Here is a 22,305-nt window from a genome sequence, read left to right as displayed (position 1 = left end):
ACGGACTGGGACGTGTCTGAAAACCTGTGAATCGGTCAACCGTGGCAAGCGTTTCATTGGCGACTATCTGAACCGTTGCAACCAGAAACAGCCCCATTCGAGTCTGTCCGATCAGGCACCGGATGAGGCGTACTTCGCGACACTGCCAGCGATTAAATCGGCAGCTTGATGACCCCGGACGCTGCCACTTATTAACTCGATCCGACTGTCTGACCGAACGGGGCCACCTCTTTCACCGGGAGCTGAATGATGCATGAAATGAAAAATGTCTTAGCGGGAGCCGTCTTCGTGGGGTCCGCCCTGAGTCTCACGACGGCTCATGCACAGGACGTCAAGGACAACGACGCGCCGTACGTGCCAACACCATGTTCTGCGCATGTCACCGAAGCGCCTTCGAACGTCGCAGACGATCAAAATATTGATCCGGCAGTCCGCCAGTTCCTGTTGCCACTTAATAAAGATCCAAGCCCGTTCTGGGAACAGCCTCAACCCAAACCCCAGGAGGTACTTACCGGCCTGCAGAATAAGACTCCCGTCGATATGTCGGGCGTGACGATCTCGGAGAAATCGCTGACCGTCGACGGACGCACCATAAAGTTGTTCATCATGAAACCCAACCATATGGCTGCGCATCCCGGCGTCATCCTCTTTCTCCACGGTGCTGTCTGGCTTGCCGGCAACTTCGAGAATCATAAGCGGCTGGTGCGCGACCTCGTCGTTGAATCCGGCCAGCCGGCCGTGTTCCCGGAAATTACGAATCTCCCGGAAGGAAAGTTTCCGGTGCCACTGAACCAGGCTTACGCGACACTCGAGTGGGTAAGCTCACATGCATCCGAGTTCGGCGCTGATCCACGGCGTATCGCGGTGGCCGGCAACTCGGTTGGCGGTAATATGACCGCAGCCCTAAACCTGATGGACAAGGACCGAAACGGACCAAAGATCAGCTATCAAGTGTTGCTTTGGCCGGCAACCAATGCGGGAGTCGATACTTGCTCTTACCAGGAATATGCGAATAACCGTTTCTTGAGCAGATCTTTTATGCAGTACGGCTGGGATCACTATGCGCCGACCGAGAAAGAACGGGAGAACCCGTACGTCTCACCTTTGCGCGCCAGTACGGCTGAGTTGCAGGGACTTCCGCCAACCCTGGTCATCACCGAGGAAAATGACGTGCTCCGGGACGAAGGCGAAGCTTACGCGCATCGCCTCCAGGACGCGGGCGTGTCAACGGTGTTCGTGCGCTATAACGGAACCATTCACGATTTCGCCCTGCTCAATGGGCTGAGGGATCTGCCAGCCACCAAGGCTGCTATCCGGCAGATCGCGGATGGCATCCGCGAACACATTGGCAAGTAAGGAACGGCTGCTGAAGGCGGGCTTGCCCGCCTTCACATCGCTTATCGCCAGCACGGCCCGCAAAGACGGGCATGCCAGGGGGCAAATAAGCGGTGATGCCGGGAAGTTCGAGAGCGGCCATGCGCCGTTCCCGATGTAGCGAACAAGCTTTAGCCATTGACCCTGCGGGTAGCGCAGCGTTTTTCAGACTGCAAAGTGTTGCGCAATCAATCAGGCTCGCGAGCATCGATCTCGACTACCCGAACGAACGCTGATGCAGCCGGCGTATTAACCACACCCATCAACCACACCCGTCGTCGAGAACGGACGCCAGGATCATTGCGTCGGCATTGCGCGGCGCACGGCCGCAGGCGCGTGGCTTGTACACCGCGTCGCCGCGACGAATCGGCTGCCTGCTCATCGCGCAGACGCCCTCGGTGTAGGCCCGCGACGCGCACCAGACCTGGTCGCCATAGCAACAGCGGGTCGAGTCGCGCCAGGAGATCGTCGCCGTCGTCGGCGACGGCCGGTCGATCAGGCTTACCGTGACGGTGTGAAGCGACGTGCCGTAAACATGGCGCGCCCCGTTGCCTCCATTCAGCCAACTATCACGGCCTTTCGGCCCGCCCGCAGGCGCGGACAACAAGCCAATGGTTTGCATCCACGGATCGATGATGTTTGCGTTTGCCAGCATGGCGCGACTCCTGTTGAAGCGTTACCTGATCGAACGGCTTTTCTATTCGGTCTAGCGCCGCGAGTCGCGGCATTCATCGACTACTTCGCCGTGTACATGGGCCATCACAAGGGGTTCGTCGGCTTCGCGGCAGTCGTCGATAGACAATGAATCGCCGGCATGCGTCAGAAACGCCTTGCTGATCGCGAGAAATGAATGGACGTGCTCATCGAGCGGCATTCGCTTTCATCCTCCAGCAGCAAGGGGTCTCGCCGACAAAGCGCTTGAACACAGTCGTGAAATGCGCTTGCGAGCGAAAGCCGCAGCTCAGCGCGACATCGACGACGTTGTGCTTCGAGCTCAGCAACAGATGCTGTGCGTGTTCGATCCGGCGGCGCAGCAGGTATTCATGCGGACGCAAGCCCGTCGCGCGCCGGAACTGTGCGGCGAAATGCATGCGGGTGAGGCCGGCACTCGCGGCAATGTCGGCAAGGCCGATCGTCTCGGACAGATGCGCGTCGATGTACTCGACCACACGGTTCATGCGCCACTGCGGCAGCGCCGCCCCTTCGCGGTTCTGCGCGTTCGATACAGTGAATTGACGCGCGACAATGCGCGACACGATGGCGAGACTGACACTTTCAGTAAAAACCTTGCCCAACGCGGCGTCGCTGGTCTGTGAAACGGCCAGCGCCTGACCAAGCCGGTCGAGTGTGGGATCACGCACGAGCTTCGGGTCGCCAAGCACGATGTCGCCCGCATGTGGATGCTGAAACAGGTCTTCGTAGCACTCCGCGAGAACTTGCTGCGACGCGAACAGATGCAGCACATCGACGGACGATTCGAAGACGGCACTGACGGGTACGGCGGGCGCTGTAACCTGGACCACACCCGCAGTCAGCCGCCCTTGCGTGAGCCTGCGGCCCGCGTGATTGAAGGTCAGCGACACGCATTTCAGAGCCAGGCCGATGCAGTGATCGGACTCGTTGCCGTGATTGACCACTTCGACCGGTGTGGTGATGTTGCGCGTCCAGCGCGACACCAGCACATTGTCGTGCTGCCGGTGCGGCTGCGCGTGATGCGCGCGTGGGCTGCGCCATTGATGCTCGGCGTCGATTGGGCCGGCGATGCCTGGCGAAGCGATGTCGGCACCGGTTTCAGGATACGAGAGCAGCGAGCGCATGATATGTCCGTCCGATAGAGTGATCTTCCTGCGGTCAAAACACCGGCACCGCGATGACTCAAAGTTAATCAAACGGAGCCCACGTGCCTAGCCGTACAGACGGTTGCCTACGGCGTCGAATGGGTGGGTCAACCTATATGAAGGTTTAATGCGGACGAGAATGCGCAGGTGCAAAAACGCGCGACGGCCCACGGGGGGCGTCAAATTGCGAGGGATTCGAGGGATTGCAGGGAAAAGCGAACGGCGATGTGATTGTCGCCGTTCGGGGGTAAAGATACCCGTGCGGGTTCAGTCGTGCTGAACGCGCGGTGGCGTAGGGGTGCTTTTTGGCGATTTGACGCCGAGCGCTTCCGCCTTTAGCACGAAGTCGGCAAGCGAGCGCGACTCCATCTTCTTCATTGCCTGTCCGCGGTGAATCTTCACCGTGATTTCGCTCAGGTTCATTTCGCCGGCAATCTGCTTGTTCATCAAGCCTCCCGCGACAAAGGCCATCACTTCGCGCTCGCGCGGCGTGAGCGACCCGTAGCGGCGGCGCAGATCCGCGACCGAGCGATCCACTTCGCGCCGTTCTTCGTCCTTGCCGAGAGCAGTCGCCACGGCGTCCAGCATGTCCTGGTCGCGAAACGGCTTGGAGAGAAAGTCCGTCGCGCCGGCCTTCATCGCCTTGACCGTCATGGCAATGTCGCCATGCGCGGTCATGAAAATAATCGGCACGCGCAATTCGCCTGCCGCAATCTGTTCCTGCACGGCAAGACCGCTCTGCCCTTTGAGCCGCACATCCAGAATCAGACAGCTCGGCACATCCGGCTTCTGGAACGCAAGAAATTCCTGTGCGGCCGCGAACGCTTCAACCCGCAAGCCGACCGAGCGTAGCAACATGCTGACCGCTTCACGCATCGACTCATCGTCGTCGATGATATAGACGATCGAGTGACTCGCCGCGTTGCCCGGTTCACTGCTCACGGCAGATTTCCTCATCGAGCGGCAGAGTGAACTGCAGCACAGCCCCCCTTCCCTCTTCCGATTCCGCCCAGATCCGGCCACCGTGCGCCTCGACAATCGAGCGGCAGATCGACAATCCCATTCCCATGCCTTCCGCCTTGGTCGTAAAGAATGCGTTGAAAAGCCGCCCGGCGTTCTCTGCGCTGATGCCGGTGCCGGAGTCTTCTACGAGGACTTGCGCATGTCGCGCATCGAAGCGGTGCGTGCGGATCCACAGTTTCCGCGGCCGCCCCGTGATGCCCGACATCGCCTGCATGCCGTTCATTATCAGGTTGATGATGACCTGCTGCAACTGCACACGGTCGGCACACACTTGCAGTGGCGGACATGCGTAGTCGGCATCCACTTCGACGCGGTGCCCATCCAGTTCGCGGCGCACCAGTTCGATGGAGTCTCTTACTATGCCGTTCAGATCGAGCATAGTATGACTCGGATCGCGCTTTTGCGCCATCGAGCGTATCTGGCGAATCACATCGCTCGCGTGCCTGGCGTCGCGGATCATCTGGTTAATCGACTGCCCGACTTCCTTCAGGTCGGGCTGCGGACGGTTCAGCCAGCGCTGGGCAGCGTCGCCGCACGTGACGATCGCCGCAAGCGGCTGCGTTACCTCGTGCGCGATCGTCGCCGCCAGTTCGCCGAGCATCGTCACGCGCGTCACGCGCGCGAGTTCGGCTGTCGAGCGGTCGAGTGCTTCCTGCGACACCCGCCGTTCCGTCACGTCCATCAGCGCGCCGACGTACTCGGGATGGGCCGACTGCGGTGCTGCAAGACGCGCGACGTAATGCACGTATTTGATGCGTCCATCGGGCATCGCGAGACGATGTTCGACATCGACGATGGGCTCACCCGCGAGGCTCTGATGATAAGCGTGCCTGACGAGCGCGATGTCTTCGGGATGCGAGCGCTCGAGGATCAGGTGGAAACCGGGTGTGACGAGCTTCGAATAGCCGAAGATCTGATACGTTTCGTCAGACCACCACATCTCGCCCTCTGGCAGTTTCGTCGCAATGGTGCCGGTGCGGCTCAGGCGCTGTGCGTCGGACAGGAACGCTTCGCTGCGCGCGAGCGCCTGCTCCGCCTGCTTGCGTTCTTCGATATCCGTGTTCACGCCGTACCAGCGCAAAATATTGTCGCCCTTATCGCGCAGCGGTTCCGCGCCGATATGCATCCATCGGTACACCCCGTCGCTGCGCCGGATGCGCGAGACGTTTTCGAACGGCGCGCCCGTTGCAATGGCTTCGTGCCAGGCGTGCTGTACGGCGGCGTAGTCGTCGGGATGAACGATCGAGCGCCAGATGTCGCCGCCATTTTCGGCAAGCGTCACGCCCAGTTCGTTCCAGCGCCGGTTGATGAAGCTCAGGCGCCCGTCGCTCGACGAACTCCAGACCATGCCCGGAATCGTATCGATGGTCGCGCGCAATTCGTCCTTCTGGCGCTGCAACTCGCCTTCCATCTGCTTGCGGACGGTGACGTCGTTGTTAGTGGCGAGCACGGCGCGCGGTTTGCCCTTCGCATCGCGCCACAGCGCCATGCGGCTCGAAATGACGACGGCGGTGCCGTCATTGCGCACGCGCTGCAATTCGCCATGCCAACGGCCAGAACGCAACATCTCGATACGAATCTCGTCGAGCGGAACAGACGAGTGTGTTTGCGTCAACTCATGAATCGACTGGCCGATCGCCTGCTGCGCGGTCCATCCGTAGACCTCTTCCGCGCCGTGATTCCAGAACGTGATCAGATCATTCATGTCGTACACGACGATTGCGTCGTGCGTCAGATCAAGCAACTGCACCTGCTCTCGCAGCGTCGCGGTGTTCTTCTGATTGCGCGACGCCAGCACCGACGTCGTGGCGATGGCGAGCAGGCTGACGGCACAGCGCGCAATCGCGCCGACCGAGTAATGCTCGTCATGCGACATAAAAAACGCGATCACCGTGAGCGCCACGCAGCTCCATGCGGTGAGGATCGTAGCGAGCCGCGACGTTGTCGATGAGACAAGCAGCACCACGACGACATACAGCACTGCAATGGCGATATCGAGTGGCGTGAACGCGTCGATCAGGAATACGATCAGCGCCATGGCACCCGCGAGAGCGAACAGCACGCGCGCGTCATGCCGCATTGGTTGGTCGGCGCGTGAGCGGAATATCATGATGTCGATTGAGCGCGCCGCGCGGGAACGGGGCAGACGAAACGGCGCGATGTTGGCATAGGCATTCGAGGCAAACGTTCGTTGACGAGTACCGGAAGCCTGTGTGGTGCCGCAAGAACGGCACACCGAAGGAAGACACGCAGGACTCCGGCCCATTCAATCCGGTACATAGTATCCGAGTCGTTCAATATTAAACAATCAAGGCCCGCCGCGAGCGGGCTTAATGAATTTCGCCGCCTCTTGCCTGGAGCGTTTCGAGGCAACGCGACACGACTGCGCCATCGACAGGTTTGCTGAGCACGCACATCGCTCCGTTGTCCAGCGCCTGGCGGCGCACCACTTCCGATGCGAAAGCGGAGATAAAGATGATCGGCAGCGTAATTCCGCCGTCGAGCAGGTGCCGCTGCATCTCGAGCCCGCTCATGCCGGGCATCTGCACGTCGGAGATGATGCACGCGACGTCACCGATCTGGCCGGAGGCGAGGAAATCTTCGGCGGACGCATAAAGCCGCACGCCCCAACCCAGTGAACGAACGAGCATTGATGTGGCGATGCGGACGGATTCGTCGTCATCGATGATGGAAACTATCGGATGGGTATGCAAGCGACTTATCCTCTGCCATACATTCGGTTACGACGGCACGATGCTGTTTGGCTCGCCGCCCGGATATCCCCATGTTATGGAAAAATCCCTACCGTGAAAATCATATGTGTGTATAGGGGCCGGCCGGGGAAACCGGAAAGACAGGCTGGAAAGCGGCCCGCACAAAGACAGGCCCCCTCCTGTCACTCCCCCATCTGCTGCTTGATGATGCCCGAATGGCTGCGAACAGGCGCCCATTTTTCCTCGATCCGACCGAACTTCCAGATTGCCACGGAGACGAGCCATGTCGCGACGAAGAGTCCGACGATTGCGAAGCCGAGACTGTTCAGATCGATGCCGGATGCCCACGACCAGAATGCGCCGTGTGCATTCAGTGCATTGCTGAACAGTCCGAGGATCTCAATGGTGCCGATCACCACTCCGACTGCGACAGACAGGCCGGTCACCACCAGGTTGTAGTAAATTTTGCGCACTGGCTTCGCCAATGCCCACCCATACGCGACGTTCATGAACGAACCGTCGATCGTGTCGAACAGCAGCATGCCCGCCGCAAATAACACGGGGAGGCAGAGTGTTGCGTACCACGGCAGCCCCGCAGCAGCACCGGACCCTGTCAGGACCAGCAGCGCGATCTCGGTTGCCGTGTCGAAGCCCATGCCGAACAGCAGTCCGACAAAGTACATTTGTCCAGGCTTGCGCACGATCCTCATCAGAGGCGCGAGAAGACGATTCACCACGCCACGGTTCTCAAGCCGATGCTCCAGATAAGCCTCGTCATAGCGCCCGGACTTCATGCGCCGGAACACCTTGTAGATCGCGAAGAACGAGACGATGTTCAACGCCGCAATCAGATAGAGAAAGCCGCTGGAGATACAGGTGCCGATGAGTCCCGCGACTGCGTGAAAGCCCGAATCGGCGTTCGCCACATGACCCGAGAGCGAACGCACGCCCAGTGCGACGAGAAGGGTGAGTCCGAACACGATGGTCGAGTGACCGAAAGAAAACCAGAAGCCGATCGAATGAGCCGGTTTGCCTTCTCCGACCAGCTTGCGCGTCGTATTGTCGATGGCGGCGATATGGTCCGCATCGAACGCATGGCGCATGCCGAGTGCGTATGCCGTCACGCCGATGCCGACTCCAAACACTCTGGAGTCCACGCTCAAATGCAGCGGTACGACAATGGCGATCAACGTAGTCCATCCGACGATATGCAACAAGGCAATGACCACTATCATGGCGATCGCGGTGGTATCGAAATGCAACGGCCGCGAGAATAAGGGTGTCTTGACCGACAGTTGACGGTGACCGGAACGTAAAGGCATAGTGGTCTCTGTTAATGACGACATCGGATGGGCAGACACAGCTCGCCAGGGCTATGTCTGCACGGGCGGCATATCTGTCGGCGAGCAGACAGACGGCTAGACCTTCGGCACGTACGGAAAAGTCGACGAAGGCTTCGACGTGACCGACTCTTTGCCGATGCCGAGCGCGATCGGCGTGTTCGCGGCAATCGTGAACATCACGTCCGCCACGTTGTCGGTCAGCGACCGTCCGTTCCACCCTGCCATGCCGAATACGGCTTGCGTGCCAATCGTGTAGGGAAGCATGTTGGGCAGAAAGCGATGTGCCACGAGCGTCGCATAGCCCTCAGGATCTTCCGCCGTGCCGTTGGCTTTTATAGCGCCTGCGACCGCCCCGATGATAGTCGGACCGTATGTGTCGAAATCGTCGGCCGGGCGTCCTGCATTCAGGCGATTGCCGAGATCCTCGTTGTACTGCGTGAACAGCGGATGGATCATTGGAAGTCCGACCCGGTTGATCGATCTCCAGTCTCCAGCGTCCGTGGCCAGCGTCGCGACAGCCCACACGCCGACGCGACGGTTGTGGCCGGCGTCTGCCAGCAGATGTGCGTCGGGCACCTCCAATACGATGGAATAGACCGTGTGGCCGGCAAAAAGGTTACGAGCCTGCTTCGGATCCCAGCCTGCCAGATCGAGCGGCGTGCCGTCCTGAAAGACGTGGCCAACCGCGTGCAGGACATCGGGCTCGATCCAGAACGGATCGCCCGCCTTGCCGGCCCATACGCGCACGCCGGAGGGCGTCATGACGATTTCATCCGTGCTGCCTTCGGCAATCTGTTCCCCTTGCGCATGCGGATCCGTCGCATCGGCGCCTGCAATGCGGCGCACAACGAAACGCTGCTTGCCTTGCAGGTCGCGCTCGTCGAATGAGATGCGATAGGTCAGTTCCTCCACGGCATTTCCGTCGATATCGATCTTGAATTCGTACATGCCTTCGGGGTGATAGCCTGGAGCGGGTATCTCACCGGCGATGGAATGACAGACGTTGATGACGAAAACCGTACCCGTTTCTCCCCGGAAGCAATACAGATCGGTGATGTCGAGCCGGATATCCTGTCGTGCGAGCGGCGAATCAAGATGGTGGGACATGAGTTGCTCCTTTCGTTGATGTAGCTATCAATGGGCGACGGTTGGTCCGTAAGACGATCATGAAGCCGCCGCGTATGAATCGCTTTCCAGAACGAATGGAATATTTCTGATTCGCACGCCTTGTTTCTTCACACCGTGAAATCATGGCGCAGGCGCGCGGGATGGGAGTGGGATACGCCGTCCGCATGCCTCGAAGGGGGCGTGGCAGAGCCGGTCAGCGCGATGGGTGGCGACGCGAGTCAGGCGATGGTCAGGCGATGATCTGTTGCTCGCTACCGCATGTGTCGCGAACCCGGACGGTTGACGTTCCTGCCGGTCAACGAGCGAAAGTTCGAATGCCGATGAACCGGATAGCCAGCACCGTGATCATCGAAGAACAAAAGATATACCAGGCGCCGGCGAGATGTCCGCCCGTCCAGAAGTCAAATGAGGCAACGACGAGCGGCGCGGTGCCGCCGAAAAGCGCAACGCCGGTCGCGTACACCAGGGACATCGCGAGAACACGCCCTCGAACCGGAAACATCTCGAGGATTGCGATGATGCCTGGTCCGCCACCGAGCGCGGACAGACCCGCAAACAATGCGACCACACAAAGCAGCGTGGTCGAATCGTTGTGAACGGATGCGAGGTGGAAGGCCGGTAGAACGACGACCATCGTCAGAACACGCGAGACGACGATGATCTTCAGCCGACCCAGGCGATCCGCAAGCCAGCCACCGAAGACTGAAAGTATGAATGTGACGACGCCGACAGCGATGGTCGTCACAAACGCCGCGAACGCAGTTGGACGCGAGCCCGTGACGCCGAAGGTGGCGGTGTAGGTCGCTACGTAGGTAGGAACCGTGCCACCGAAGATCAGCACGATCGCCATCGCCCAATCGCGACGCTGCCGGAAAAACACATCGCGATACGGAGCCTGGCCGGGATCCGCCGTGAGCCGTGTCTCGCGGATATGCCGGCGCAAGAAAATCTGCACGGGGATCAGCGCACTCGCGAGCGCGAACGGCAGTCGCCAGCCCCATTGTTCGATCTGCAGGGGCGACAAAAACTGATACAGCGCAATGCCGCAACCGCCCGCCACAGTCAGCGCAAGCCCCTGCCCCGCCATCAGGCAACCTGCATAAAAGCCCTTGCGCGCACGGTCGCCATGCTCAAGCAGCAACGCACCGGACGACCCTATTTCTCCTCCGATAGCCACGCCTTGCGCAACACGGCAGAGTAAGATCAACAATGGTGCGTAGACGCCGAGCACACCGTAACCCGGCATGATGGCCACGCCGAGGGTTCCGGCCGTGACCAACGACGAAGTGAGCAGGAGTGCGGGTTTGCGCCCTACACGATCGGCATATCGTCCAATGAAACAGGCACCGATTGGCCGTGAAAGGAAGCCGGCCGCAAAGGTGCCGAGCGTCAGAAGCGGGCCGAGCTTATGCGCCTCTTGCGGAAAATACGCGCGGGCGATGAACGCGCTAAAGGTCGCGTAGGCGAAGAAATCGAAGAATTCCAGTGCGTTGGCGAGAACGATAGTCGCTAGTGTCCCCGCCTCCAACTTGTGAGACTGGCGGACAACTGTCTCACCTTCGTCGAATGGAACCTGCATGCTGGCCGATGCTTCTCTTAAGGATTCGAATTTTCGGGCATGAGTTCACGCCCTCGTGCACGGGTACGCGACGGCATTAACTCACAGCTGGTTTTGCCGGGTACGCTCCGCACTTGAACTGGCTGAACACCCCATTGCGGAGCGTGCCAATGTGAAACAGAAACGGGTGCCTTTGCTACCCGTCGCCGCGATCCATATCTTCCCGCCATGTGCTTCCACGATCGCTCTCGAGATGGGGAGGCCCATGCCCATGCCATCGTCCTTTGTCGTGGCGAAAGGCTGAAAGATCGTATCCGGCTCGGCCGCCTTGATGCCACAACCCGTATCGCTCACCTCGAAAAGAGTGTGTTCATCACCGCTCGCGCCAGCACGAATGGTCAGGATGCGCTCGCGCCCCTCGCAGGTGGTCGCATCTATTGCGTGTATGCCGTTAATCAACAGATTGGTCAGAACCTGTTGCAACTGAATGCGATCCGCAAACGCCGTGCCATCGGATTCGACCTCTTTGACGATCGTGATCTGTTTCGAATCCGCTTCCGGGGCGATCAAAAGCACCGCGGAATCGACGATGTCACCACAATTGAGTACCGTCGCCTGGATGGGTGCGCTGACGAGAAAACTACGTAGCCGGTGACATATTTCTGACATGTCGTACGTCCACCGCATTGCGTGCCGCAACGAGGAAAGCGCCTCGTCGACCTCGGGTTGCGGACGATCCAGCCAGCGTATGGTTGCATCCAGGGCGGTGCGCACGGCCGCCAATGGCTGACCTATTTCATGTGTGATGGATGCCGCGAGCTGTCCGACCATCGAGACTCGTGCGGTGCGAGCCATCTGGGCTCGCAAGGTTTGCAACCTGTTGCTATTCTCCTTGTATTCCGTGACATCGAACGCAAAGAAACGAAGCCGGCGATATTTGTGATTTTCTTCAGGAAGCGAACATCTCCATACAATAGGAACCTTAATTCCACTAAGTGTAGTGAGGATACGCTCGCCCTCGCACGATGTGCGTTGCTCGAACATCGCGCCAAGAACTTTGGAATTGCTGAGCCTGTTTGCCGGCAGCAGATCACGCGCCCACGAGAAGAACGTCTGTTTCGACTCCGCACCGAAGAGCGCCAGAGTCGCTTCGTTCGCGTCCACGAACGAATGTAATGAACGAAGTTCCTCAATGACATGAGGATGCTCGTCGAGATACGTTTCGAGATCCTCTACGCCGCTTTGCCTAAGGGAATCAATGCGTTCCTTGATGCCGGACCAATCTTCTATCAGGATGGGGATAGGCGCGGACTGAAATGTTTCGTCAAGGCACGAGGTCAAATTGCTGCGGGGAAGGTGAGCCGAGGTTATATCTATTTCGGCAGAGTCCTCCGGCGTTGCTTTTCGATCTTTCATCGTGAGTGATCCGTGAGGCGGGCGTTGGGCGACTCCCGTGCTACTGGCAACAGGAAGTCTCGGCAAAACGTCCGAACGATTATACAAGCACAATAATTTCCAGGAGGGCCGTTGAACTCGCATTCGGTGAGTGCAATCCGGCGCCCACGTTCAGCCCTTGCCTTTCCAGTAGAATCCGCCTTCCCTCCACGAACGCCACGCCATCCAGCAACCAGACAGAACCATTGACGCCGATAGAGCGAACAGCGCCGCCGGCCCAGGTTGGAACGATGCGCCGTGTGGCGATCACTGCATCGTCGCGGCGCTTTTGGGGCGATGACCGGCCCCGAACCTGTCCTTCATCGCTGCTGGCACGCGCACTGTGCGGATAGGTTAGCGTTGGCCTGACGGTTGCTGGCGCCAGCTCGCCGCATAGTCCGCCGCGAACTTCTCGAAGGTGTTGGGGGCTCGCCCAAGCAGCCTCTCCACATCCGGGCTGACCGCCGCCGGATGGCCGGCCGCGATCACGCGGTTCAGGCTCATGACCGTTTCGATCGACCACTCGTCCATCCCCGCCTCCCGCATTGATGCGACCGCCGCATCATCCGGGACGGCCACGTAACCGATGTTGCGCCCCAGCGCCGCGCCGATGCATTGAGTCACCTCGGTGTTGGAAAGAGCCTTGCCGCCCGTCAGCGTATACGTCTTGCCGGCGTGCGCGGCCGGGTGCTGCAGGATCGAAGCGTTGACGGCCGCTACATCGCGAACGTCGACGAACGATGCCTTTCCGTCGCCCTGCGGAAGATAAAGCGTGCCCGCGCGGATCATGTCTCCATAGAACGTCAGATAGTTCTGCATGAAGCAATTCGGCCGCGTCAACGTGTATGGCACACCGGACTGCATCACCAACTGGTCGATCTCGCCCTGGACGCGACCAATCGCGGAAGCGCTTGCCGGATCGGCTTCCGCTCCCGACGAACGAACGATGTGCCTGACGCCGGCCGCCCTGGCCGTGGCGACGGCGTTGCGGGCCAGCTCGACCATGTTGGCCTGCAGCGGGAGCAGCAGGAACAGCGTATCGATGCCGCGGAATGCGCCAGCGAGGCTCGCGGGGTCAGCCAGATCGGCGACCCGGCTTTCGACGCCCTCGACCACCTTGCCTGTGGACGACATGGCAATGACGTCGGCTCCGGCCACTGTGAGCGCTTTGACGAGTTCGCGGCCGACCGTGCCGGTGGCGCCTGTAACGAGAATGGTGTTGGACATGCGGTACTTCTCCGGGTTAGGACATGAATAAATGTCCACTTCTACCTTAAGCGGCGAAGCGGGCTGTTGACTGGGTCTCGGTGAGAATGCGGGCGAACTCTTCCGGGCTTTCCAGCGAAGAAATGTGACCTGTATCGTTGAGGACGATCATCTTTGCATCCTTGATGAGAGCCCGGTTCGCTTCGCGCTCGGCCGGCCGCGACCAATCGTGATCGCCATAGACCAGTGTCACCGGGGCGTCGATCCGGGCGTAATGCGGTCTTGCCGCGACGTAGCTCGGAAGGGCTCGATAAACGGCACGCGCAACGTTTGAGTAGCCCGGCCGTTTCCCGCCTTTCACCAGTTCGTCAATAAAGTCCGGCGGCAAATTGCGCGGATCGCGCAGCCCGCCGCTCAAGATACCGGCGAGCGTGGCCCGGCTTTCCATGGCGGCGAAAGTCGACCCGATTATGGGCGCGCGTACGCTTTTGATAATGATCGACGCGAGCAGGTTCGCCCGCTCCACACCTGGCAAATAGTCATAAGTGTTGAAGGCGACGACCTGTTTCACGCGATCGCCAAGCTCCGCTGCCGCAGTCAATGCCAGGGTGGCGCCCATCGACTCGCCGGCCAGCGTGATGTCGTGCAAATCCAGTCGTCTGATGAAATTGACGACATGCTCGCGCATCGCCGGCTCCCGATAATCGGCGCCTGGCACGATTTCCGACCAGCCAAACCCCGGGTAGTCGAACACGTACACGGTAAAGTGATCGACGAGTTTTGGGATCACCCGTTGAAACAGGTCCAGTTGGGTACGGATGCTATGCAGCAGGACCAGCGCCGGGCCGTGGCCAGCCCGCAGATAGCGGACCTTTGGACCGCCGTTGGCTAACGTCAGAAACTCCGGCTTCTGATCGGGCCACCAGCGGTGCGTATAGCTGACTGCATTCTGACTCACCATGTTTTCCTCGGTCGTTATGTCTGGAAGTTGAGCGGAAGGATGCTGCGTCATTGCTCGAGTACCGCGGCGAATGTGCGAGCAAAGCTATGGACGTCGCCGGGCCAGCGCGCCGAGACGTAATTCTCATCTCGCACCACCCAGGCGGGGCGATCATCCGTCGCCGTATCGCGCACTGTGCCGCTCGTCTTGCGCCTGAATTCGGGATCGCTCTCGCGAACGTCGATGAAATCCGCAGAGCTGGCGAGTGCGCGCGTGACCTCCTGCTGCACGGACATGTATCCCGTAGGTTGGTCCGCTGCCTCTGTATACGTGCGGTAATAGTTGCGGTCCCAAAAGCGCCCGACATGAGCGAGCGTGCTGGCCTTGCGTTCCAGCGCCCAGGTCAGCGCCGTGGTTTTCCGGCCATGCAGCACGGACAGGCCGTCGGCACGCGTGCTGCGGGCGGCCAGCAGCACGCCATGGCAGATCGCTGCCACAGGCTTTTCCGCAGCGAAGAATTCGGCGGTGATCCGCTGAAGAACCGTGCTTTCGAGATATTCGCGCATGCCGCGCGCCCAGTGCCCACCACCTAACAGCAGGCCGTCGAAGTCCGTGGACTCGATCCGGTCCCAGCGCAGCGGGCTCGCAAAGGCCGGATCCCGCAGCATCTCGACATAGGCGCTCCTGGCGTCGGTATTGGCGCTGAGCAGGAAGCCCAGGACACGGACATTGCGAAGCACCGGGATGCCGCTCCAAGGGTCGAGTCCAATGCCAGAGAGCATGATCGGGTCGCAAGCGCCTTGCTTGCCGTCGGGCGTCGCAAAAACGACCCGATGACCGCGCTGCGTCAATATCTTCCAACTCACCGCGACTTCGGAGGGATCGAAATCGCGACTGGGGATCGGTAATAGAACGAGGCTCATGGCGAGAGTCACTTTGATGGAAAACGGTTGTCTTTGGTTACGCCGACGATCAGGTTTGGGCCCGTTATCGATGTGATGACCTATAACATATAGGTGCTTTGATCAGTCGTCAAGCAAAATGTTATATGTCATCACATTGGTGCGAACTCAAACGGAAAGACCTCTACCGGGCCGGTGAGCATCACGGCGATCTTCGGAGAACGCTGGTGCGGATCGCACGCCGCCAAACCGGTGCTGACTGGGCATTTTGTTGATTGCCCGCAATGTGATGAGCTATCATTTCACTAACCTGTGAAACCCGGAGCCAAGCAAACGTCATGACCTGTCACATTCACTTCGATACACATCGATGAGCAAAGGCACGGCAATAAAGACGCCCGGAAAGCAGTCGCACGGCCGGAAGAGCTATCACCACGGCGATTTACGACGTGCGCTGCTCGACGCCGCGCGGGAAGAGATCGCAGCGAACGGCGCCCAAAGTCTGACCCTTGCTTCGCTTGCGCGGCGTGCCGGCGTTGCTCAGTCGGCGCCGTACCGTCACTTTGCGGACCGGGATGACCTACTGTTTGCCGTGGGGGAAGAGGGATTCAGGGAGCTTTCGGCGGCACTGAGCAGCGCGGCGGAATCGGGAGGCGAAGAGGGTTACGTAAGGCGCATGGCGGCAGCATATCTGCAGTTCGGAGAACGAAACGTGGAACGTTATCGCTTGATGTTTGCCTCGCGTCTGGTTCCTGATGCTCTACAGGATAGCCCGCTGAGCAAAGCGGCAAAGGAAAGCTACGACCTCCTCCTCGCGGGCATCTCGGCTCGTGGTCGGAGCGGGCCATATGGGTCCGCCACGGCGGTGTGGGCTCAGTTGCACGGGCTGGTGATGCTGAAGGCTGACGGCTTCGTGACCGAACCGCTCGATGCATTGCTTTCGGAGCTTGCACTTTAAGCTTTCCAGGCAAATGCCTGCCCGACTGTCGGTGCGTGTCCGAAGGGCTCGTAAAGGGTGAAGAATTCGGGATTGACGCGAGCATCATCGGACTCGACGCGAGTTCTGTTCGGGTGTTCCGGGTTCCGAATCAATCAGCTTGACGTGCGGGCGGCCGTCCCGCCAATGCCAGTTCAAGCAGGTCCAGCAGATTCATTTCCCCTGCTCTCTTTCGCACGGACTCCTCCATCGCTTCACGAGACTTATGTGCAGACCCGTGCCTTTCCGAACGGCTGTCAATGGTCCCATTTCTGTGTCGAAAAAAAATGGCGCTGCCGGCATTCAGCCAGCAGCGCCATTCTTGTAGCGGCTACGACCAGATCAACACGCCGTAGCCCGACAGCACGCTTACATCTCTACAGTGTCCGCCACTTCCTTGAAGTCTTCGATCTGATCGAAGTTCATGTATTGGTAGATCTTGTCGCTGTTGGCGGTGAGCACGCCCATGTCAGCCATGTACTCTTCCTTGCTCGGAATCTTGCCCAGACGCGAGCAGATTGCGGCCAGTTCCGCCGAGCCGAGATACACGTTCGTGTTCTTGCCCAGACGATTCGGGAAGTTGCGGGTCGAGGTCGACATGACCGTCGCGCCTTCGCGCACCTGTGCCTGGTTGCCCATGCACAACGAGCAGCCCGGCATTTCGGTACGGGCGCCGGCTGTGCCGAAGACGCCGTAGTGGCCCTCCTCGGTCAACTGTTTCTGGTCCATCTTGGTCGGCGGGGCCACCCACAGTTTGACCGGGATATCGCGCTTGCCTTCCAGCAGCTTCGACGCGGCACGGAAGTGACCGATGTTGGTCATGCACGAGCCGATGAACACTTCGTCGATCTTCGCACCGGCCACGTCCGACAGCGTCTTCACGTCGTCTGGATCATTCGGGCAGGCCACGATCGGCTCGTGAATGTCGGCCAGGTCGATTTCGATGACGGCTGCGTATTCGGCATCGGCATCCGGCGACAGCAGTTGCGGGTCGGCCAGCCACTGCTCCATTGCCTTGATGCGGCGCTGCAGGCTGCGCGGATCCTGGTAGCCCTGGGCGATCATCCACTTCAGCAGCGTGATGTTGCTGTTGAGGTATTCAATGATCGGCTCCTTGTTGAGGTGGACCGTGCAACCGGCGGCCGAGCGCTCGGCGGAAGCATCCGACAATTCGAACGCTTGCTCGACCTTCAGTTCGGGCAAGCCTTCGATTTCGAGAATGCGGCCCGAGAAGATGTTCTTCTTGCCTTGCTTGGCCACCGTCAGCATGCCTTGCTTGATGGCATACAGCGGAATCGCGTTGACCAGGTCGCGCAGGGTCACACCGGGCTGCATCTTGCCCTTGAAGCGGACCAGCACCGACTCCGGCATGTCCAGCGGCATCGTGCCGGTGGCGGCCGCAAAGGCGACCAGACCCGAACCGGCCGGGAAGCTGATGCCGATCGGGAAGCGAGTGTGCGAGTCGCCGCCGGTGCCCACGGTGTCGGGCAGCAGCATGCGGTTCAGCCACGAGTGGATCACGCCGTCGCCCGGGCGCAGCGCGATGCCGCCACGGGTGCTGATGAAGTTCGGCAGGGTCTGGTGGGTCTTCACGTCCACCGGCTTCGGATAGGCAGCGGTGTGGCAGAACGACTGCATGACGAGGTCGGCCGAAAAGCCCAGGCACGCGAGGTCTTTGAGTTCGTCGCGGGTCATGGGGCCCGTGGTGTCCTGCGAGCCGACCGAGGTCATTTTCGGTTCGCAATACGCGCCCGGCCGGACGCCCTTGCCTTCCGGCAGGCCGCAAGCACGGCCCACCATCTTCTGGGCCAGCGAGAAGCCTTTGCCGCTGTCGGCCGGCAACTGCGGCAGGCGGAACAGGGTCGACGGGGCCAGGCCCAGCGCTTCACGTGCCTTGGCAGTTAATCCGCGGCCGATGATCAGCGGAATGCGGCCGCCGGCGCGCACTTCGTCGAACAGCACCTCGGACTTGACCTGAAACTCGGCGATCACCTCGCCGTTCTTCAGGGCTTTGCCCTCGTATGGGCGCAGTTCGACCACGTCGCCCATTTCCATCTTCGACACGTCGAGTTCGATCGGCAGGGCGCCGGCGTCTTCCATCGTGTTGTAGAAGATCGGGGCGATCTTGCTGCCGAGGCACACGCCGCCAAAGCGCTTGTTCGGAATGAAGGGAATGTCTTCACCCGTGAACCACAGCACCGAATTGGTGGCCGACTTGCGCGAGGAGCCGGTGCCGACCACGTCGCCCACGTATGCGACCAGGTGGCCTTTTTCCCGCAACGACTCGATGAACTTGACCGGACCACGCTTGCCGTCCTCTTCCGGGGTAATACCGGCACGGGCGTTCTTCAGCATCGCCAGCGCGTGCAGCGGGATGTCCGGGCGGGTGGTGGCATCCGGGGCCGGCGACAGGTCGTCGGTGTTGGTTTCGCCCGTCACCTTGAAGACGGTGATGGTCAGGCTTTGCGGCACTTCCGGACGGCTGGTGAACCATTCGGCGTCGGCCCAGCTTTGCAGCACGGCGCGGGCATTGGCGTTGCCCTTGTCGGCCAGTTCCTTGACGTCGTGGAACTGGTCGAACATCAGCAGGGTTTTCTTCAGCGCTTCGGCGGCAACGGTGCCCACTTCAGCGTCGGACAGCAACTCGATCAGCGGCTGGATGTTGTAGCCGCCCAGCATCGTACCGAGCAGTTCGGTGGCGCGGGCGCGCGAGATCAGCGCGCAGGCGGTCTCGCCTTTGGCCACGGCGGCCAGGAAACCTGCCTTCACGCGGGCCGCTTCGTCCACGCCCGCAGGCACGCGATTGGTGATCAGGTCGAGCAGTGTCTGCTCTTCGCCGGCCGGCGGATTCGTCATGAGCTCCACCAGTTCGGCGGTCTGCTGAGCCGTCAGCGGCAGGGGAGGAATGCCGAGTGCGGCGCGTTCGGCCGCATGAATGCGATAGTTTTCAAGCATGGGGACCTGCTGTATTTGCGTTTCAGGGACAGCTTGCAAGGCACGCCGAGACTGTGCCGCGCACTGCTCTCACCCCGATTTTAGATGCAACACCCTACGCAGGTCAAATGTCTTATGTCTTATATAAGAGTAAAAAATACAAAAAGTGTCGATTGCTGCTCTGGACGCGGCCGAACATTGATTCACCCCGCCATTAGCGCTACCCTTGAATCGGTCGTGATCGTCGAGTGCTGGTCAACCCGGAGGCAACCGTTTCGTGAAGCGAGCGTGGGCTTTCTCCTGCATCGTCGCCATAAGCGCGATCCTCGGCGGATGCGACAAGGACGGATCGCGAAATGCCACTCAGGAGCCGGGCGCATCCGCGAGTCAGGCCCAACTTGCGCCGGCCGCGAGCGAGACACCCTCCGCATCGGGCGCGCAGGCTACCGTCACCAAGGCGCAGTTGCCGGGGGAAGCCGCCGAAACACTGCGTCTGATCAAAGCGGGCGGCCCTTTCCCTTTCGGCGAGGACGGTGTCCTGTTCCGCAACAGCGCGGCATTGCTGCCGCAGCATCCGCGCGGCTATTACCACGCCTATACAGTTCGCACGCCTGGCTCGGCGGATCGCGGGCAGCGCCGTATCGTATGTGGTGGACCGCGCAGGCAGACCGGCAACTGCTATTACACCGACGATTACTACGCCAGTTTCAAACGCATTGCGGAATAGCTGAGCCGGTTAAAAACGCCCTGCGCCTCCTGTATGGGAGACGCAGGGGCGTTGTGTTTTCAGGCCGATGCGCCGTGTTCCAGTCACCTTCGGTATACGGCAGTCGATCGGCTTTTGCCGCCGTTCGGCGATTGGGGCAGTGCGTCGGATGCAGGTGGGTTTAGTGCTATTCGCAAACTGGCGGCGGCGAAGCACTTCTTAGTCAATGAATGAGTCTTACTGACTTATTTCACGCCGACGTGGCCACCCGGGCAATCATCAGTTACAGGTCAATCTGCGCCCTCAGGCCCTGGCGCTGATCCGCGAGCGCTACGCCGATTTCGCCCCGACACTGCCTGCGAGTCCCTGCATCCGACGCCTCACGCCCGTCAGATTCAGCGGTAGCACATTCTTGACATGCGTCAATGGGGATGCGACAGGACGCCACAGATTTGCCCCAAGTTGCGATGTAGCATTAACCCATTGCTACGCGGAACCCCAATGTTTGGTCAGATCATCCATCCGGGTAAAGCGGCTGCGTATTCAAAACCGTTATTCAAACCTTTAGGAATCCAAATGTTACCCGTTAGCGCTGTTCTGATCAGTCTGGCTCCGATGTGGGCAATCTTGCTCGCCGTATCCGGTGCATCCGCATACATGCTCTTCTGGCGTAAGGCGATCAAATAGTTTCGGCCCGTGGCCAATCGAAAGCCGATGTGCATACTGGCACGGTTTTGACATTCGCCTGAACTTGACGTTGGTTGGTTGGCGGCGAAGCGACGCACAACGCCTGCTGAACGAATCACCGGCCAACTCTGGCCATCCCGCACGGACGGCGGGGTCGGCTGCACATAAAGGCGGTCGATCACGGCAGTGAGCGGCGCGCGCACGACGAACGGATCCTTGGGCGTGACCTCGGCGGTCGCGAGCACCGTGAGTCGCACGGGAATCACGCATGCCACGGAGTTGTTTGTCGATGGTGGTATAGCGCAGGTTTAACAAGCGGTTACAAGCGATATAGCCAACTGGGCGCCGCCGGCAAGATCACGCCGCCGTACGGTATGGGACGCCATGCGCCGATTTCAGCCGAGGATCAGGCCTAACTGGTCGCCACCGTCCTCACAGAAGCCGTCCTGCCATATCAGGAAGATCTATCCGATGTTCGGGCCTGTCGAACCGGATACGACACAGCCAAGACCGTGAGCAATAACGCCGGGCACGGTCCTGTTTATCCACCGAACGGATAACGCCAGGCGGTTCCGAATGTGATTGATTCCAACCCGGCCAGTTAATGCCCGGAAAGCAGAACGTTCGCGATAACGCCCGTCGCGATGGCAGCGAGTACGTAGTCCCCGTTCACGCCCACCCACTGATATCCGCGCGGCGGCGCTTGCAGTCCATGCCCGTGCCAGTCGTCGACGACATAGTTACGATCGCGGTACTCCGCCGGAAGCCGCTCGCCCTTGTGCCAGTCGTTATGCGGAATAGGGCCGCCTGGACCTCCGCGCGACGCGTCGTGGAAAGCAGGCCCGTGACCATTTCCATGCGGCGCCCCGTGGCCAGGGTTCGGCCTGTTGTGCGAAGGCTGGCCGCCGCCGTGGTCGTCATGGTGTGATTGTGCGAAAGTGGCAGCCGACGTGCCAAAGAGTGAAGCGATCAAAAACGGTACGATGACTCTCGACTTCATGTCTGTATTCCAGAGAGAACGGCGGGATATGGGTTGGGATATGGGTTGGGGTTGGCGGCCTGGAGTGCTTCTGACCGGCTTGCTATTGCGTGGCCGTGAGCTTAAGTCCCGGACGCGACCCTTGTGACGTTTCCTGTTGACCTTTGCGCTGGTCCGCTACCTGCTCGATGCCGTTTTTTATGACCTCCTCGCAAAACGCCAGACGTGCACGGTAGTAATCTGCATGCATTTGCGCGTCGAGGATTCGTTGCTCCGCCTGGAAAAGCGCCAGACGAAGTTCGCGCAGTGCTTTTTCGGCCTGTTTCTCCGGCGTGAGCGCGTTGTGCACGGCCCAGTTCGCGATCCATCTCAGCATAGCGAAGTCCTCCTCTCGTTGGATGCTCTTCCTCTGCCACGGCAAAGACTATCAAAATACGATGGCGGTGTGTGTTAAATAATGTTTGTGCGTCAGCGGTCACAAGAACGAAGCGTTTGGGTCGGCAGTTCGGCCTTGGGTTCGGCCGCTTTCGCGTGGAACGTGTCGAGAGCTTTGGGCAGGCCGG

The 22,305-nt window shown here is 60.2% G+C and carries 20 protein-coding genes; 3 read left to right on the top strand and 17 right to left on the bottom strand.

The window, feature by feature from the left end:
* Window positions 1-258: 258 nt before the first annotated feature.
* Entirely contained in the window at window positions 259-1,356 is a 1,098-nt protein-coding gene (locus NE850_RS07665) for an alpha/beta hydrolase (RefSeq protein WP_310698593.1), read from the top strand.
* Window positions 1,357-1,636: 280 nt separating this feature from the next.
* Here the strand turns inward: NE850_RS07665 and NE850_RS07660 are convergent, their stop codons facing one another.
* From NE850_RS07660 to NE850_RS07600, 13 genes are all read right to left on the bottom strand, one after another.
* A complete protein-coding gene (locus NE850_RS07660; protein ID WP_007177156.1) occupies window positions 1,637-2,029 on the bottom strand; it encodes a DUF3331 domain-containing protein in 393 nt (130 codons plus the stop codon).
* 51 nt (window positions 2,030-2,080) lie between these two features.
* The gene (locus tag NE850_RS07655; protein ID WP_007177157.1) at window positions 2,081-2,248 is read right to left on the bottom strand and encodes a hypothetical protein; all 168 of its coding nucleotides are present in this window, start codon (window positions 2,246-2,248) and stop codon (window positions 2,081-2,083) included.
* Window positions 2,235-3,191, bottom strand: coding sequence for a helix-turn-helix domain-containing protein (locus NE850_RS07650; RefSeq protein WP_007177158.1), 957 nt, complete (start codon window positions 3,189-3,191; stop codon window positions 2,235-2,237). Before NE850_RS07650 ends, NE850_RS07655 begins: the two co-directional genes overlap by 14 nt.
* A 288-nt stretch (window positions 3,192-3,479) precedes the next feature.
* Entirely contained in the window at window positions 3,480-4,169 is a 690-nt protein-coding gene (locus NE850_RS07645; protein WP_405044805.1) for a response regulator transcription factor, read from the bottom strand.
* Window positions 4,144-6,345 carry a PAS domain S-box protein gene (locus NE850_RS07640; protein ID WP_310698592.1) on the bottom strand — a complete coding sequence of 734 codons (2,202 nt, stop codon included), beginning with the start codon at window positions 6,343-6,345 and terminating at the stop codon, window positions 4,144-4,146. The genes NE850_RS07645 and NE850_RS07640 overlap by 26 nt, the downstream gene beginning before the upstream one ends.
* 220 nt (window positions 6,346-6,565) lie before the next feature.
* Window positions 6,566-6,949 carry a response regulator transcription factor gene (locus NE850_RS07635; RefSeq protein ID WP_007177161.1) on the bottom strand — a complete coding sequence of 128 codons (384 nt, stop codon included), beginning with the start codon at window positions 6,947-6,949 and terminating at the stop codon, window positions 6,566-6,568.
* A 182-nt stretch (window positions 6,950-7,131) separates the two neighbouring features.
* Entirely contained in the window at window positions 7,132-8,271 is a 1,140-nt protein-coding gene (locus NE850_RS07630; RefSeq protein ID WP_007177162.1) for a HoxN/HupN/NixA family nickel/cobalt transporter, read from the bottom strand.
* Between the two features lie 96 nt (window positions 8,272-8,367).
* A complete protein-coding gene (locus tag NE850_RS07625; RefSeq protein WP_007177163.1) occupies window positions 8,368-9,399 on the bottom strand; it encodes a DUF4331 family protein in 1,032 nt (343 codons plus the stop codon).
* Window positions 9,400-9,715: 316 nt separating this feature from the next.
* Entirely contained in the window at window positions 9,716-10,999 is a 1,284-nt protein-coding gene (locus tag NE850_RS07620) for an MFS transporter (RefSeq protein WP_310698591.1), read from the bottom strand.
* 81 nt (window positions 11,000-11,080) lie between these two features.
* Entirely contained in the window at window positions 11,081-12,394 is a 1,314-nt protein-coding gene (locus tag NE850_RS07615) for a HAMP domain-containing sensor histidine kinase (RefSeq protein ID WP_165188345.1), read from the bottom strand.
* A gap of 372 nt (window positions 12,395-12,766) precedes the next feature.
* Window positions 12,767-13,639: an SDR family oxidoreductase gene (locus NE850_RS07610; protein ID WP_007177166.1), complete on the bottom strand. Its 873-nt coding sequence runs from the start codon at window positions 13,637-13,639 to the stop codon at window positions 12,767-12,769.
* Window positions 13,640-13,685: 46 nt separating this feature from the next.
* A complete protein-coding gene (locus tag NE850_RS07605; RefSeq protein ID WP_007177167.1) occupies window positions 13,686-14,579 on the bottom strand; it encodes an alpha/beta fold hydrolase in 894 nt (297 codons plus the stop codon).
* 47 nt (window positions 14,580-14,626) lie between these two features.
* Window positions 14,627-15,481 (bottom strand): type 1 glutamine amidotransferase domain-containing protein, encoded by an 855-nt coding sequence (locus tag NE850_RS07600; protein ID WP_007177168.1) that lies wholly within the window; start codon window positions 15,479-15,481, stop codon window positions 14,627-14,629.
* Between the two features lie 349 nt (window positions 15,482-15,830).
* On the opposite strand from NE850_RS07600, the gene NE850_RS07595 reads away from it, so the two are divergent.
* The gene (locus tag NE850_RS07595) at window positions 15,831-16,418 is read left to right on the top strand and encodes a TetR/AcrR family transcriptional regulator (protein WP_007177169.1); all 588 of its coding nucleotides are present in this window, start codon (window positions 15,831-15,833) and stop codon (window positions 16,416-16,418) included.
* Window positions 16,419-16,805: 387 nt separating this feature from the next.
* Here the strand turns inward: NE850_RS07595 and acnB are convergent, their stop codons facing one another.
* Complete coding sequence (gene acnB / locus NE850_RS07590; RefSeq protein WP_007177170.1) at window positions 16,806-19,391, bottom strand: bifunctional aconitate hydratase 2/2-methylisocitrate dehydratase; 2,586 nt, start codon at window positions 19,389-19,391, stop codon at window positions 16,806-16,808.
* Window positions 19,392-19,647: 256 nt separating this feature from the next.
* Here acnB and NE850_RS07585 point away from each other — a divergent pair, with 256 nt between their 5' ends.
* The gene (locus NE850_RS07585) at window positions 19,648-20,097 is read left to right on the top strand and encodes a ribonuclease (RefSeq protein ID WP_007177171.1); all 450 of its coding nucleotides are present in this window, start codon (window positions 19,648-19,650) and stop codon (window positions 20,095-20,097) included.
* A gap of 488 nt (window positions 20,098-20,585) precedes the next feature.
* Here the strand turns inward: NE850_RS07585 and NE850_RS07580 are convergent, their stop codons facing one another.
* The 3 genes from NE850_RS07580 to NE850_RS07570 form a co-directional block, all read right to left on the bottom strand.
* Window positions 20,586-21,020 carry a hypothetical protein gene (locus tag NE850_RS07580; protein ID WP_310698627.1) on the bottom strand — a complete coding sequence of 145 codons (435 nt, stop codon included), beginning with the start codon at window positions 21,018-21,020 and terminating at the stop codon, window positions 20,586-20,588.
* A 344-nt stretch (window positions 21,021-21,364) separates the two neighbouring features.
* Window positions 21,365-21,763 (bottom strand): RcnB family protein, encoded by a 399-nt coding sequence (locus tag NE850_RS07575; protein ID WP_007177173.1) that lies wholly within the window; start codon window positions 21,761-21,763, stop codon window positions 21,365-21,367.
* An 82-nt stretch (window positions 21,764-21,845) separates the two neighbouring features.
* On the bottom strand, window positions 21,846-22,118 hold the full coding sequence (locus tag NE850_RS07570) for a hypothetical protein (RefSeq protein ID WP_007177174.1): 273 nt from the start codon (window positions 22,116-22,118) through the stop codon (window positions 21,846-21,848).
* Window positions 22,119-22,305 lie beyond the last annotated feature (187 nt).

It is taken from the genome of Paraburkholderia sp. USG1 (genome assembly GCF_031570135.1).
Lineage (GTDB): Bacteria > Pseudomonadota > Gammaproteobacteria > Burkholderiales > Burkholderiaceae > Paraburkholderia > Paraburkholderia dioscoreae.
Note: the sequence above shows the minus strand (reverse complement) of the source record. Positions and strands in the feature narration are given on the sequence as shown.

Excerpts from the sequence above, each read along its gene's own strand:
- NE850_RS07665 (WP_310698593.1), top strand. The coding sequence starts at position 259 with ATGAAAAATGTCTTAGCGGGAGCCGTCTTCGTGGGGTCCGCCCTGAGT.
- NE850_RS07660 (WP_007177156.1), bottom strand. The coding sequence starts at position 2,029 with ATGCTGGCAAACGCAAACATCATCGATCCGTGGATGCAAACCATTGGC.
- NE850_RS07655 (WP_007177157.1), bottom strand. The coding sequence starts at position 2,248 with ATGCCGCTCGATGAGCACGTCCATTCATTTCTCGCGATCAGCAAGGCG.
- NE850_RS07650 (WP_007177158.1), bottom strand. The coding sequence starts at position 3,191 with ATGCGCTCGCTGCTCTCGTATCCTGAAACCGGTGCCGACATCGCTTCG.
- NE850_RS07645 (WP_405044805.1), bottom strand. The coding sequence starts at position 4,169 with ATGAGGAAATCTGCCGTGAGCAGTGAACCGGGCAACGCGGCGAGTCAC.
- NE850_RS07640 (WP_310698592.1), bottom strand. The coding sequence starts at position 6,345 with ATGATATTCCGCTCACGCGCCGACCAACCAATGCGGCATGACGCGCGC.
- NE850_RS07630 (WP_007177162.1), bottom strand. The coding sequence starts at position 8,271 with ATGCCTTTACGTTCCGGTCACCGTCAACTGTCGGTCAAGACACCCTTA.
- NE850_RS07625 (WP_007177163.1), bottom strand. The coding sequence starts at position 9,399 with ATGTCCCACCATCTTGATTCGCCGCTCGCACGACAGGATATCCGGCTC.
- NE850_RS07620 (WP_310698591.1), bottom strand. The coding sequence starts at position 10,999 with ATGCAGGTTCCATTCGACGAAGGTGAGACAGTTGTCCGCCAGTCTCAC.
- NE850_RS07615 (WP_165188345.1), bottom strand. The coding sequence starts at position 12,394 with ATGAAAGATCGAAAAGCAACGCCGGAGGACTCTGCCGAAATAGATATA.
- NE850_RS07610 (WP_007177166.1), bottom strand. The coding sequence starts at position 13,639 with ATGTCCAACACCATTCTCGTTACAGGCGCCACCGGCACGGTCGGCCGC.
- NE850_RS07605 (WP_007177167.1), bottom strand. The coding sequence starts at position 14,579 with ATGGTGAGTCAGAATGCAGTCAGCTATACGCACCGCTGGTGGCCCGAT.
- NE850_RS07600 (WP_007177168.1), bottom strand. The coding sequence starts at position 15,481 with ATGAGCCTCGTTCTATTACCGATCCCCAGTCGCGATTTCGATCCCTCC.
- NE850_RS07595 (WP_007177169.1), top strand. The coding sequence starts at position 15,831 with ATGAGCAAAGGCACGGCAATAAAGACGCCCGGAAAGCAGTCGCACGGC.
- acnB (WP_007177170.1), bottom strand. The coding sequence starts at position 19,391 with ATGCTTGAAAACTATCGCATTCATGCGGCCGAACGCGCCGCACTCGGC.
- NE850_RS07575 (WP_007177173.1), bottom strand. The coding sequence starts at position 21,763 with ATGAAGTCGAGAGTCATCGTACCGTTTTTGATCGCTTCACTCTTTGGC.
- NE850_RS07570 (WP_007177174.1), bottom strand. The coding sequence starts at position 22,118 with ATGCTGAGATGGATCGCGAACTGGGCCGTGCACAACGCGCTCACGCCG.